The 13325-nt window shown below is 58.4% G+C and carries 10 protein-coding genes; 2 read left to right on the top strand and 8 right to left on the bottom strand.

The genetic code is table 11. The features are described 5' to 3' along the window. Positions 1-65 precede the first annotated feature (65 nt). Both psrA and KHU30_RS03130 read left to right on the top strand, forming a co-directional pair. On the top strand, positions 66-1169 hold the full coding sequence (gene psrA, locus KHU30_RS03135) for an iron-containing alcohol dehydrogenase PsrA (protein WP_211441169.1): 1104 nt from the start codon (positions 66-68) through the stop codon (positions 1167-1169). Between the two features lie 414 nt (positions 1170-1583). Beyond that, the gene (locus tag KHU30_RS03130; RefSeq protein WP_211441168.1) at positions 1584-3002 is read left to right on the top strand and encodes an undecaprenyl-phosphate glucose phosphotransferase; all 1419 of its coding nucleotides are present in this window, start codon (positions 1584-1586) and stop codon (positions 3000-3002) included. A 15-nt stretch (positions 3003-3017) separates the two neighbouring features. Here KHU30_RS03130 and KHU30_RS03125 read toward each other — a convergent pair whose 3' ends face one another. The 8 genes from KHU30_RS03125 to KHU30_RS03090 all read right to left on the bottom strand — a co-directional run bounded on the left by KHU30_RS03125 (position 3018) and on the right by KHU30_RS03090 (position 12908). Beyond that, positions 3018-4289: a hypothetical protein gene (locus tag KHU30_RS03125; RefSeq protein WP_211441167.1), complete on the bottom strand. Its 1272-nt coding sequence runs from the start codon at positions 4287-4289 to the stop codon at positions 3018-3020. An 83-nt stretch (positions 4290-4372) separates the two neighbouring features. Further along, complete coding sequence (locus KHU30_RS03120) at positions 4373-5461, bottom strand: glycosyltransferase (RefSeq protein WP_211441166.1); 1089 nt, start codon at positions 5459-5461, stop codon at positions 4373-4375. Then, entirely contained in the window at positions 5462-6514 is a 1053-nt protein-coding gene (locus KHU30_RS03115; RefSeq protein WP_211441165.1) for a hypothetical protein, read from the bottom strand. Then, positions 6498-7721 (bottom strand): polysaccharide pyruvyl transferase family protein, encoded by a 1224-nt coding sequence (locus KHU30_RS03110; protein ID WP_211441164.1) that lies wholly within the window; start codon positions 7719-7721, stop codon positions 6498-6500. The genes KHU30_RS03115 and KHU30_RS03110 overlap by 17 nt, the downstream gene beginning before the upstream one ends. Then, entirely contained in the window at positions 7718-8920 is a 1203-nt protein-coding gene (locus tag KHU30_RS03105; RefSeq protein WP_211441163.1) for a hypothetical protein, read from the bottom strand. Before KHU30_RS03105 ends, KHU30_RS03110 begins: the two co-directional genes overlap by 4 nt. 103 nt (positions 8921-9023) lie before the next feature. Further along, positions 9024-11270, bottom strand: coding sequence for a polysaccharide biosynthesis tyrosine autokinase (locus KHU30_RS03100; RefSeq protein ID WP_211441162.1), 2247 nt, complete (start codon positions 11268-11270; stop codon positions 9024-9026). Positions 11271-11286: 16 nt separating this feature from the next. Then, the gene (locus KHU30_RS03095; RefSeq protein ID WP_211441161.1) at positions 11287-11769 is read right to left on the bottom strand and encodes a low molecular weight protein-tyrosine-phosphatase; all 483 of its coding nucleotides are present in this window, start codon (positions 11767-11769) and stop codon (positions 11287-11289) included. Further along, complete coding sequence (locus tag KHU30_RS03090; protein ID WP_230411514.1) at positions 11766-12908, bottom strand: polysaccharide biosynthesis/export family protein; 1143 nt, start codon at positions 12906-12908, stop codon at positions 11766-11768. Before KHU30_RS03090 ends, KHU30_RS03095 begins: the two co-directional genes overlap by 4 nt. Positions 12909-13325 lie beyond the last annotated feature (417 nt).

Raw genomic sequence — 13325 nt, 5'->3', positions numbered from 1 at the left:
TTGAAGAAACCAAAACACCGCCAGGCATCGGCCGGGCGGCGCATCATCCGCAACGAGGAAAAGCAATGTCGCAACGATTTCATAATCCGGTCGCAATCCATTTCGGCAGCGGCTGCCTGCAAGACCTGCCGCAGCTGCTTGGCGCCGGCAAGGTGGTCCTGGCGACTTTTCCGGAAGCGCGGACGCTCGGCCTGGTGAGCCGGATGGAACAACTGCTGGGCGACCGTCTCTTATACGTCATCGACGATATCCAGCCGAATCCCGACGTCGCCGCCTTGCGCGCCACGTATGAACGGTTCTGGCGGCAGGAGGAGGCCTGCGACACCCTGGTCGCACTGGGCGGCGGCAGCGTCATCGATACCGCCAAGGCCTTGCTGGTGGGCACCGCCAGCGGCAGTTTCGCGGAATTGCTGGCATTGCTGGCCGATGGCAAGCCGTTCACGCCGCCACGGACGAAAAAACTGATCGCTATCCCGACCACGGCCGGCACCGGCAGCGAGGTCACGCCTTGGGCAACCATCTGGGATGCCGCCGGCAAGAAGAAATATTCCTTGCACCTGGATTGCACCTGGCCCGCAGCGGCTCTGGTCGACCCCGCACTGATGCTGAGCCTGCCGCGCCAGGTGACTATCTCCACCGGCCTGGACGCGCTGTCGCATGCGCTGGAATCGATCTGGAACGTCAACTCCAACCCTATCTCTGACACTTACGCGACCTCCGCAATCCAGGACATCCTGGCTTGCCTGCCGGCGCTGGCCGACGACCTGGGCAACCCGGCGTTGCGCTCGGCGATGGCGCTGGCGGCCCTGAAAGCCGGACTGGCGTTTTCCAATACCAAGACTGCGCTGGCGCACTCGATCTCCTACGAAATGACGCTGCGCCACGGACTGCCGCACGGCATCGCCTGCTCCTTCACGCTGCCGCTGGTGCTGCGCATGGCCTGGGGCGTGCATGCGGAACGCGACGTCACCCTGCAGCGCGTGTTCGGCGCCAGCCGCGATGCGGCGGAACAGCGCCTGCGCGAGTTCCTTCATCGGCTGGGCGTCAAGACCGATTTTTCCGACTATGGCGTTTCCCTCCTGGACGCCCGGCAGATGGTGAGCCAGGCGATGCAAGGTGCGCGCGGCAAAAATTTTATCGGCAAGGATAAGGTCTTCTCCTTTAGCTGAGCCCCCACCCTGAGGCGTCAAGGCCTCCGCCCCTACCCCTGGAATAAACCGCCCGGCAGCTGTTCGCCTCGCCGAGCCGCTCCTGCACGTCCATACGTTCCGCCCTCTACGGGACAACGCCAGCGGCGTTCGCCGACGGCGGCGCTATATTCTTCCGAATATATATAAAAATACCAAATTCGTTAAATTCATTTTAATCATTGAATTTAACAGCCAGTCGGCTTATGATGACTCATACGTTGCCGAAAATCATTTTCTATCGCGCGCGCCGCCAATCCGCCGAGATCACGAATCTCCGGCCGATGCCGCGAGCGGACGGCCACCGGCCGCCCTTGCGGGCGTTAGTCGTGCATGCGGCATGCGTGTTCGCCCATGCAATCACATGCCTTCTTTTGGATGCTTTCTCTAAAAATCATGGCAAGTTCAAAATCCCTGATACTTTTCGAACGTGTACTCACCTTCGAATTGCCGCAATGGCTGGTAGATGCGCTGATCTTGTGCGCCACCGCCCAGCTGGCCGGCCACTTCCACTTCAATTCGGCCATGACCACCATCGCGCCGATTCATTCCGTGCTCCTGTATTTCTGCTGTGCGTTCGGCGTGCTGACATTTTCCAAGTTGAATTTGTACACATCCTGGCAAGAGTGGCCGATGCCGGCGATCTTCGCCAGGCTGGCCTGCGCATGGGGTGCCATATTGCTGGCGGGGTATTCTCTCAGCGTCATGGTGCATGGAGTCGGCGCTTTGTCGCGCCGCTGGCTGGTGTACTGGTACCTGATCAGCCTCGCCTTTCTGGCACTGTACCGCTTTCTCATCTATGCTTCGGCCTGTCACTTGCGCAAGCGCGGCATCAACACCCGGCGCATCGTGATTGTCGGCTATGGCCCCACCGGACAGGAAATGCACAAGCGCGCGCTGCACAATGCGGCTGCGGTCTATGACGTGCGCGCCGTGGCCGTCGCCGGCGAACAGGCGCACGCACTGCACGATCCGGCCATCGATCACATCGATAGCTACGATGACATCCATCACTACGTGGTGCAGCACGAGATCCATGAAATCTGGATCACCCTGCCGATGAGCGCCACGCCGCAGTTGAAACAGCTGCAGCATTGCCTGCGCAATACCCTGGTCGATATCCGCTGGGTGCCTGATACGTCGGGCATACAAATGCTGAGCAATCTGGCCGTCAATTTTCTCGGCATCCCTGCCGTGGAATTGAATCGTCCCGCGCCTAGCGGCTTCCACGCCGTCGTCAAGCACCTGCTCGACAAGCTGTTCGCACTGGCGGCGCTGACGCTGCTGGCGCCCTTGTTTGCGGTGATCGCCGTCTGCATCAAATACTCATCGCCAGGCCCCGTGTTCTTCAAGCAAGCCAGGCTGGGGCTCAACGGCAAGAAATTCATGGTCTACAAATTTCGCACCATGAAACTGCACCAGGAGCACAACAAGCTGACCCAGGCCACGCAACATGATCCGCGCATCACCCGTGTCGGGCAATTCCTGCGGCGCACCAGCCTGGATGAACTGCCGCAGTTCCTCAATGTGCTGATCGGCGACATGTCCGTGATCGGCCCCAGGCCGCATGCGCTGGAACACAACGAGCTCTACGAAAAACTGCTGGAGATGTATATGGTGCGGCACCGGGTCAAGCCCGGCATCACCGGCTGGGCGCAGATCCACGGCCACCGTGGTGAAACCGACACCGTGGATAAAATGGAGAAACGCGTCCAGTTCGACCTGTACTACATCCAGCACTGGTCGTTCCTGATGGATTTCCGCATCCTGGTCTGGACAGCCTTCAAGGGCTGGACCGGCAGCGCCGCCTATTGAGACAGCCGCCGCAGTTTAGTAGTAAAGCGTGACGGCCTGCGGCGCCGGGCCGGCCTTCAGCTCCACCGTGTCGCCGCTGCCGGGACACGCTGCATCGGTCTGCGCCGGAAGAAAGCGGCTGATGGCGCAGGCCTTGGCGCCGTTCCTGGAAAATTGATAAGTCGCCCCGGAACCGGCGGCGCTGCTCCAGACCACATACACCGTACGCTTATCCTTGGCCGCCGCCTGGCTGCCCAGGGTCAGCTGGAAGTCGCTGCCGCTGGCCTTGGCCGATACAAGCTGCGTCTGGCTAAGCCTGGAAAATAAATGCTGCAAGGCCAGCAATGCGGGCTTCGGCTGGCCGCTCAGATCAACCAGGCCGTAATTCTCCTCGATTGCAGAGGGATTGTCGCCGGCGTCCTTCCATGCATAGATATTGAGCAAGGACAGCCGCACAAATACGCTGGACAGATATTCCCGCATCACCAGCAGCGCCTGGCCATCCAGGTCGCGCGTCGGAGAAAAGCTTGAATATCCCCATTCTGAAGCAATCACCGGTGCGCTGCTCTTCTCGTATTTGCTCATTACCTGGCGGACTTCCGCAAAATCGCCGACCAGCGTTTCCGGCTTCTCGCGATAGGGATGTACAGAGATGCCGCTGAGGCAGGTTTTTAGAGAAACGTCGAGCAACTCGTCGTAGGGCGAACTGGAGAAAGCACGCGGCATTTTGGAAAAGCCGAAACCGAACACCTTGTAGGCTTTGGGGCCGGACTGGCTTTGCAAAGCGTTGCAGATTTTCTGCACCGACGGCACCAGGCCCGGACGCAACAGTTCCGGTTTCAAGAAAGTGGGGATTTCCGGCTCGTTCCACAGTTCCCACAGAATGTCGGGGTCGCGATGCTGGCCCATGAAGCCGACCGCAAAATTGGCAAAATCGCTGGCAGACTGGCTTGCCATCTGGCGGCTGGTGGCATTCGCCGTTTTCTCGCCCCATACGTCCGGCCCGCCGAACAATGTGAGAACCGGCTTTAGATGCAGGGCGCGCAGTTGCGCCAGCAATCCCGTGTAATCCGCCTTTTTCCCGGCCACGGCGGCAATTTCCGGACGCACGCCAAAGCGCACGTATTCAAAACCGGCGTTCTTTATCAGCCTCAGATCCTTTTCCGTGATCTTGACGGGGTCGATCTGGATACTGGCAGCGGTAGGATAAATCGAGGGAATGCCATCCTGTTCCAGCGCTTTCGCCTGGGAAGCGCCTAGCGCGCAGAATGCACACAACGACAGGGAAACACCAATACGCATTTTCATGCAAGCTCCTGATTATGAAATGGCAACTGAATAGCAACCGCCTACAACCGTGTGCAACCGTGTGGGATGCATCACGCAGCAAGTCAGAGAGAGCCGCGCAGCTGTCCGAACAATTTCTGGTAACTGACAACGAATTGCGCCGGCGAGAACTTCTCCACGTAGGAACGGCGCCCGGCGTGGCCGTAGCTGCGCAAGGTATTGAGGTCCATGCCATGCAATTTCTCAGCAAGGTCGGCAGCCGTGCAATTGAAGACCAGGCCATTGACTGCATGTTCGACCAGCTCGGGCAAGGCGCCGCGGTCGCTGGCGATCACCGGCACCGAACTGCGGAATGCCTCCAGCACGGTCAAACCGAATCCCTCATTGCGCGACGGCACGATGAATACATCGGCGCGGTCATAAAAGCGGTCGATCTCGGCATGATCGACCCAGCCGTAGTAATGCACGTTATCGGCAACGATTTTCTCGATCTTGAGATTGCCGAGCACTGCATCGCCGACGATATGGTAGACAAAATCCGGCCTTCTCTTTTGCAGGAGATGGATAGCTTCGACCAGGATGTCATAGCCCTTTTCCCAATCCAGGCGGGCCGCAAAGAGGATATGCAGCCGCTCATCGTCCCGGCGCGGCTCCTTCTGGCGGCTGTCGCGGTCAAGCACGGTGCTCGGGATCAGTACATTTCTCTTTGAAAACCCATGTATGCGGTTGATTTCATGCTCATGGCGGGAAATATTCACCACCGCATCAGGTATGTAGGACATGCCTCTTTCTACAATCCGGCTCAGCAGTATCACCAGCTTGCTGCGATCGCGGAAGCTGGCCCAGCCGTGCGCGCAATACATGGTCTTGGTGCCTCGGCATAGCCACGGCTTGGCCAGGCACAGGGCGACGCCGGCAAACGTGCTGTGGGCGTACACCACATCCGGCTTGTGCTGCCGCGCCAGCCGCACGATGGCCGCCGCCAGCCGCAGCGGTCCCATGCCTTTCCTGGAATAGGGATGCGGCTGGATTTGCCTGGATGCGATCTGGTCCGTTTGCGCGGCCGGGATCAGATATTCGAACTGGCAGTTGAAATCGCGGCTGTAGTGCTCCAGCGTATCGAGATAGGTCGCTATCCCGCCCTTGATAGTCTCAGCCACATTCAGGATGTGCAACGGTCGCGCGCGATTCATTCAGATCTCCTCGTCAAGGCGGTTTAATCCGGCTGTCGTCAATTCCTGCTGCTCCCCGTCGTCGTCCGGGACGATGTAGCCGATCCCGAATACGCAAAAGGCGTAGGCGCTCAAATGGCGGAAGAACGAACCCAGATCGGGTTCAAAGAAAGTCTGGACAACAAAATTGGCGGCCAGCAGCAAAAACAAGGGATGGCCGTAATTGCGCCTTTTGAACAAGACCAGGGTGAGGAACCACAGCGTCGACGAAAGGAACAGTTCCTGCACCCGCAAGGAGAACAGCGGTGCAAAATAAAAGCGGACGGCGGCAAACAGCGCGTTCGGGACAACGGTAAGCACACCGTTTGGCGCCAGCAGATTCGTGAACATGGTTTTGGAATCGGACAAGCCCTCCCGATTGGCGTTGGCCACATCGCGCGCCTGCTGCAGCTGATCCCAGAAGTCGCCCGGTATCGCGCAGCACAGCAGCAACATGCCGGCCACAAGCCAGAGACGCAACTTGCCGCGGCTGCCGGCGATCACATGAAAGGCCAGCATCAGCGCCGCGATGACGACGTAGTACACGCGGAATTTCCACGCGTACAGTAAATAAAAAACGGTAACGATCGTAATTTTCTTGCGATTCGACAGCTGCGTGGCGCACACCGCGCAAGCGATCAGATTCAGCATGATGACGATCACTTCTTTCGATAATTTAAGATTGAACAGCGCAAACGACAGCATCAGGAGAAAGGCGAACAGCAGGTCGATCAGCCGGTAGGATTTCTTGCAGACGTAGACGATCACTGCCGCCGTCGCCAGCAGCAGCAGGATCTGCGACCATTCCGGTCCGATCAGGGCATATACCATCGCAGTGCTGGTAAACGAGTCCTGCAGCGAGATGTCGAGATCGGTGTACCTGATCAGGTCGGTGATCGTCTTTTCATCAATGAAAAAATAATCCGGAAGGAAAACCCGCTGATAGAAATAGATCAGGCCGCTCAGCAGCAGCATGCATATCGCGCTGACAACCCGCATTTCGGGGTTGATGCGTGTCCTATACAATGTTTTCATAATCGACGTTGCTGCCTATCCAGCGCCGCGTTCCCGCGGTGACGCCCTGCTGGACGGACGATTCCAGCAGCGCCGACACTTCTTTCTTCAACCTCAGCGTCAGGCGAGATTTTTCTGTCCCGCACGATGCCCGCGCGTGCTTCAGCAGATCAAGCGTGCTTTCCACATCCGGTATCGGCGATGGAATGAAAAACCTGCTGCGGCCTATCAGCTCAAAGAATGACTTGACCTTGACATCCCAGTTGAGCCCGATGGCAGGTATATCCAGGGCGTAGGCAACGATGTTGGCATGCAGCCGATGGGCAATGATGTAGTCGCAAGCGCGGATGTTTTCCACCAGCTGCGCAGGCGCAGCGGCCCTGGGCACATTGACTATGCGATGGCTGTTCAGCCGGGCCGCCAGCGCATCTTTAAATACTTCGTCTTCCGGAGCGCCGTTGGTAAAGAACTTGACGACATATCCCAGTGCTGTCGCCTGCAGCGCCAGGTTCTCGAAAAATTCGGAAATTTTCGATTCATAAGCCGGCCCGCTTGTGACGCCGTGGTTGACTTCAAGCGGACAGGAGATGCAGATGCCGAGCACATTTCCGCTGTGCGCAGCGCGAGGATCCTGCGCATAAGTCTGTCGCGAATAGATCGCCGGATCAGGAGTGATGCAGACATCGCCGTCGATCGCCAGGTATTTTTTCATATGCTGCGCTGACAGCATGTCGCGCGCGCTGATCCGCACCGGCGCCATATTCTTTAATGCGCGCTGGAACAGGTTGGCGCCGACGCTGGACATCAGTTTCGACGCCCCCACGGAAAAAATGGCAACCTTGCCGGACTTGCCGATCGCTTTGATGGTCCTTGAAAGCAAAAACAGCTTGATGGGGAAATTCAGATGGGCGTCCATGAAAAGCTGCCCGCCGCCGACCACGATGAGATCGGCGTCTGCCAGCTGCTCCGCCCATTTGTGACGCCAGCGCCACCAGTACTGGAGACAAAAATAGGCGCACACAACCGATGGCCGGAGCCGTCCCGGCACCCGGTTTATCAAAGGCTTCCTGGAAACGCTGGAAACGTCATAGCCATCGCGGCCGGCGATGTCGAGCGCGCTTATCTGCGCGGCCGGCGCCAGCTCTGTCAGCAACTGCCTGATATTTTCATAGATGACGCCGTCGCCCAGGTTCGGGCTATACGGAACAGCGCAAATCACAATTTTCATAGATAAATAGCCTTTAGACTTTTCTTGATCTGGTAAAACATGATGACGGCCGCCGCTCCCAGGCCGAATACCGTGGGGATCAATACGCTGTTGATCGAACCGCGGCCGTTGAGGGAGAATGCGAGCAGGAAAAACAGGAAGCCGACGGCGACCGCCCAGCTTGCGTAGTGGGTAAGCCTGAGCGCCTTCAAGACCGTCCGGCCGCCCTGGATGGCAGCGAAGATGAATGGGAACAGGATGTAGTCGCGCATGTTCAGGCCGGCGTATTTGGCCCCGAACAGCATGCCGACCAGCGATCCTCCCGCCATCCACAGCAGCAGGCTGTACAAAAGACTGAGTCCGAGCGTGACCAGAATGAAGGTGCGCGCCATCGCCGAAAATTGCGGCGAGCGTTCCTCCGCCAGGCGCGAAAGCTTGGGCAGCTGGTAATTGGAAATAGCGATATTCAGGTACTGCGCCGGCAAGACCAGGGTCATCACGACACGGAAATTGGCAGCCAGGTCGGCCTGCTGGCGCGACATGTAGAAAATCACCAGGCCATGGGTCATGGCCCACACCAGGATCTGGCTGAACGTGTTGTTCAATCCGAAGCTCAGCCACGGAGGACTCTCCGGAGACGCTCCGCTGACCTGCCCTGTCTTGGGCGGAGTCCCCCTGGAGATCAGGGCGCTGGCAAGAAGCAGCGGCAATCCCAGGAAAATCAATACTTCATTGAGCTGATACGGACTATCCTTCGGGATCAGGGTGATCGCCAGGCAGACGCCGGCAAACTGCGCCAAGGCAGGGAGCGCCGACTTGAGGCTCTTGTTTTCAAGAATGGCAATGGAACGCACCGTCCAGTAGACGATGAAGCCGGTCAGCGCAAACACCAGCGCCAGGACGAAGTGCGGCGGCGCATTGGGAATATGCGCCACCAGGTAGATGGTGACGGGGATACTGGCCAAGGCCAGAGGCGCGTGCAGCTGCATCAGCAACGGCTTGCTGATGCCATGGTCCGATTTGGAAAACACCAGCAGCGGTTCCATCACGGTGCAGCCATGGATGATGTTTAACAGAATCACCGCCGAATACACCGCTGAAAACGACGCGAAACCTGCTACGCTCAGATACCTGGCCAGCAAGGCCTGCGTACAAAAAAAAGACAAGGTAAAGATCGCCTGTTCAGCGATGACTTGAAATAAAGCGCTGAATTTTTTCATGGCTCGGAGCTTCATTGGGTACCCACCGGTAAAGACCTGGGAGCAGGAACCGCAAAATGGCGGCCTGCCCTCGCCCTTCTCAGGTCGTATTTCAGGTTGTATTTCAGGTCGTTAAGCGTTTGCTTTTCTCGTATGAATAGGCGGTGTAGCGATAGCTGCCGTACTTGGAGCCGTAGCCGTATCTGCTCACATTGGGATCGAGGCCATTGAACAACACGCCTTTCGGATGCGCGCCGTTGTGCACCAGGCGCCTTGCCGACTCAATGATTTCGCCGATTTTTGTAAGGCCGGAACGGGCGACCAGGAAGGTGGTGCCGGAAAATTCCGCCAGGATGGCTGGATCCGCCACGGCCAGTACCGGCGGCGAATCGACGATCACGATGTCGTACTGCTCCGCCACGGTTTTCAGCACCTCGCCAACGCTGCGCGCCATCAGCAGCTCGGCCGGGTTCGGCGGCAATTTACCGGTCGCCATGAAATCCAGGCCCGGGACCACCTCCCGGTGGATCGCGGCAGCCACTTGCAGCGAACCGGATACCAGCTCAGACAGGCCGCCGTCGCGCCCGAAACCGAAATACTCGTTGAGATGCCCCTTGCGCAAGTCGGCGTCGATCAGCAGCACGCGCTTGCCCGACGACGCCACCACCGCCGCCAGATTGGCCGCGATAAAGGATTTCCCGACGGCCGGCGACGGCCCCGTCAGCAGCACGATATTATTTTTCGCCTCCAGCATGGCGAACTGCAGCGCAGTACGCAGGCTGCGCATGCTCTCGATCGCAAGGTCGTTCGATTGCGCCACGGCCAGCAGCGACACTTCGTGCACTTTCGTCCTCACCTGCCGGCTGAGCGCCAGCTGGGCATCGCTGCGCGGGATGGTTGAATAGACGCTCAAGCCGGTGTGCTGCTCGATTTCGCTGGCGTCTGTAACTCCGCTGAACAGCATGTTGCGGACAAAGGCTGCCGTGACGCTGAAGAACAAGCCCAACAGTAGCGAGACCGGCAGCACAATCAGTTTCTTCGGCTTGACCGGAAGTTCCGGCAAGGCAGCGACATCGACCAGCCGCACATTGCCGATCTTGCCGGCTTTCACCAGCTTCAATTGCTCTATATTGGTCAGCAGACCGGTATACAAGGTGGTGTTGACGGTGACATCGCGGGTCAGCCGCAGCAAATCCTGCTCGTTATTCGGGAAACGCTTGATCAGTCCGTTGACTTTCCCCTGCTCGCCATACAAGGCGCTGATTTGCTCATCAACCGCTTTCAGCGACGGATGCGAGTCCGAAAAGCGCATCGCCAGGTCTTTGCGCTTCTGCTTCAGTTCCAGCAACTGGGTCTGCGTATCTACCGCTTTTTGCAGCACCATCGCGCCTTCGTCGCTCATGCTGATGCTGCCGAGCTTGTTGCGCAAGGCATTGAGGAGATTTTCCGCCTGCTCCAGCTCGCTTTTCAGCTGCGGTATCTGGTCATTCAGGAAGTCCAGCGATTTGGCGGCCTCGGCGGACTTGCGCTCAATGTTCTGGCGCACGTACTGCTGGCCGATCTGATTCATGGTCTCGCTTACAATCCGCGCATCCGGGCTTTGCCAGGTAGCGCCGATCACCCCCGACTGCTTGCCCTTCTCGACGATCACCAGCTGGTCTTGCAGGTCGAGGATGGTTTTCAACCTGGAATTGCGGATCAATGTGAAGACGGTCCCGGGCCTGGCATCGACCTTGGCCACCCTCAGTTCGAGATTGCTATCCTCCACCGCGAATTTTTCCAGCTTGCCGATGCTGCCTTCGAACACTTCATCGAATTCTCCGCTGCTGAGGCGATAGCGCCCGTGCTCCAGCAGCTGCAGCCTGAATTTCTTTTCTTCGAGCGCCTGCGGCACGTTGAAAATATCCGCGTCCATGCTCTCATTGCCCCAGGCATAGCCGCCATAGCCAAGCAATCCCGGCACAGACAATTTTTTATTGTGGCGCGCAATCCAGCCGCCGATCAAAGGGAAATATTTTGGATTCTGCTCGATGTACAGGTGCAAGGCGTCGACTGAACGCGACACCACCAGCCGCGACCCGAGTATTTCAATTTCGGCCGCGGCGGTCGATTTCACATCAAACATGGACGACATATCAGCCAGCATGTTGCTGGCGGCGGCGCTGGCGGAGTTATCCTCGACCTGGACCAGTATGTCGGCCTGGTACACCGGCGTTCCCAGAAATGCATAGAGCGTTCCCAGCACAAAGCAGGCAATCGTGACTATGCCTATCATCTTGCGGTTGCCGATCAGTACGTCGAGCAAAGCCGTCAGATTCAACTCTTCATCCTTGCCTGCGGACATATGCAGCGGCTGCGTAAGTTTTGTCATCGTAAGATCGGCGCCTTCATTGCGTTATCTGGACCAGCTCATGGGTTGCTTTGGGCGGCGGCGATCCGCTCGCCGCTATGCGCGCGGTCCAATCGTCGACACCCTGTTCGATCAGCGCCAGGCAGCGTTCAAAATCGCTGCGCCCGCCTTGGTGAGGATCGAAGATATCGAAGCGGCCATACTCTCCAAGGCGGAACAATTTGCCGCGCGTGGTCGGATAATGCTTTTCGATAAACCGCTTCTGCGGCAGATCCATGACCAGAATCAGGTCGGCGGATGCGCATTGCCAGGCGCGCAACTGCTCTCCTCGATGCGCGCTGATATCGATATTGCGCAGACGCATCAGGTCTATCGCCAACGGATCGGCCGGCGCCCCGACCACGGCATCGATCCCGGCCGAGTTCAGCTGCACCCCAGGCAGTTTCCGGGCGAACAGCCCCAGCGCCATGGGACAGCGGCAAATATTGCCTATGCAAACGATTAGGATGGATTTGATCAATTCTTCTTGTCCACGGCATTGCGGTAATTGACCGCATTGGTCGAACTGCCTAAGAAGAGCGCCATGATGCGGCTGAAGCGCACCAGCCCCGGCGCATCGACATAGACAACATCCTTGGCTTTCAGCTCGAAGTTTTCCGCCAGCGCCAGGCCGACCGGCGACTTGCTGTCCAGATGAAAGACTTCCGGCATGGTCCCCTCAGGCGCCGCGCGCACCACATAGATCGCGCTTGGATCGCTGGTCTCCGCCAGCACGCCGCCGACCTGGCTCAGCGCATCGCTCAAGGTGAGCCGGCCGTTGCTGCGCAAGGGCACGCCACGGGGGTCCCGCACCTCGCCGGCCACCACGATCTGATTGTCGGCAAGCGGCGTGATCCGCAGCGAGTCTTCGCTCTGCAAGATCAATTTGGACGGACTGATGCCGTGCTCCGCCAGTTCGGGAATGCTGATCAGGTAGTTCCTGGCGCCGCGCGTCAACGTGATGCGGCTGGGATCGCCGGACGGACTGATGCCGCCGGCCTGGTTCAGCGCCTCCGCCAGCGACATCGGCACATCGGTCATCGGCTTGACGCCGGCGCTGCGCACCTCGCCATCCACGTAAACCTTGCGGCTGCGATAGCCGATCACGCGCAAGGTAATCTGGGGATCGCGGATATATTTCTTCAGCAGCGTCACCAGCTGCTGCTGCGCCTCGAGTTCTGTCAGGCCGCCCGCCTTGAACCTGCCGACATAGGGAAACTGCACATTGCCGTCGCTGCCGACGGCGTATCCAGGCAGCGTCTGCGCGGCCAGGCCGACATTGGATATTTCAGCGCCGCTGGCGCCGATGGTATAGGTCAGGTTCGGCACCACCAGTTCGGGGTGATCCCAGACGATGATCGACAATACGTCCGCCACGCCGATCCGGTAAGGCTCGGGCTGTGTCAGCAGTTCCTGGTAATACGATGCGCTGGCCTGCGCTTGCCGCAGGCGCTCGGCACGCTCCTGCTGCACCAGCTTGAGGGTGATCGGCTTGATCACCGGCCTGGAATCGGGGTCGCTGGCATCGACCGTCCCTTGCGGATCGAATCGCATCCCCGGTGCAAGCGCGCAGCCGCCCAGCGCCAGAGACAGGATTAACAGCACGATTGTTTTTTTCAATTTGACTCACACGTAAAAATCATCCGGCTGCCGCCGGGAAACATGCCAGGCACGGTCCAAACCGCCTCCTTGCAGTAGACGCGCCTTGGATTGCCGGCATCCCTGACCAAACCGGCTGGCAGTTCAGGCGAGAAAACATTGAATCAATAAAAACAGTAAATTCATTACATTGTTAAATATAACAAATTAAAATTGATTTTAATAGAGATTTTTGATTGCGCTGCAGCAAAGCGCCTTTAAAATGTGCGTGGATATTTCCCCGCAAAGCTGTCCGCCGTCTCTTGAAGGCTTCAATAAGGCTGTTGTCGTGGCTGCGGAAGACTTACTATGCGCAGGCAGGGAATGAAATCAGGTGCGGGCGCAGGAACAATTGCCGCTGCGGCCGCCTCCAAACCGTTGGCGCTATGGATGATCTGC

This window comes from Collimonas humicola, from assembly GCF_018304945.1.
GTDB lineage: Bacteria > Pseudomonadota > Gammaproteobacteria > Burkholderiales > Burkholderiaceae_D > Collimonas > Collimonas humicola.
This window is presented reverse-complemented; position numbering and strand designations above follow the sequence as displayed.

Coding starts and splice junctions, on each gene's coding strand:
- psrA (WP_211441169.1), top strand. CDS start 66: ATGTCGCAACGATTTCATAATCCGGTCGCAATCCATTTCGGCAGCGGC.
- KHU30_RS03120 (WP_211441166.1), bottom strand. CDS start 5,461: ATGAATCGCGCGCGACCGTTGCACATCCTGAATGTGGCTGAGACTATC.
- KHU30_RS03115 (WP_211441165.1), bottom strand. CDS start 6,514: ATGAAAACATTGTATAGGACACGCATCAACCCCGAAATGCGGGTTGTC.
- KHU30_RS03100 (WP_211441162.1), bottom strand. CDS start 11,270: ATGACAAAACTTACGCAGCCGCTGCATATGTCCGCAGGCAAGGATGAA.
- KHU30_RS03130 (WP_211441168.1), top strand. CDS start 1,584: ATGGCAAGTTCAAAATCCCTGATACTTTTCGAACGTGTACTCACCTTC.
- KHU30_RS03105 (WP_211441163.1), bottom strand. CDS start 8,920: ATGAAAAAATTCAGCGCTTTATTTCAAGTCATCGCTGAACAGGCGATC.
- KHU30_RS03110 (WP_211441164.1), bottom strand. CDS start 7,721: ATGAAAATTGTGATTTGCGCTGTTCCGTATAGCCCGAACCTGGGCGAC.
- KHU30_RS03125 (WP_211441167.1), bottom strand. CDS start 4,289: ATGAAAATGCGTATTGGTGTTTCCCTGTCGTTGTGTGCATTCTGCGCG.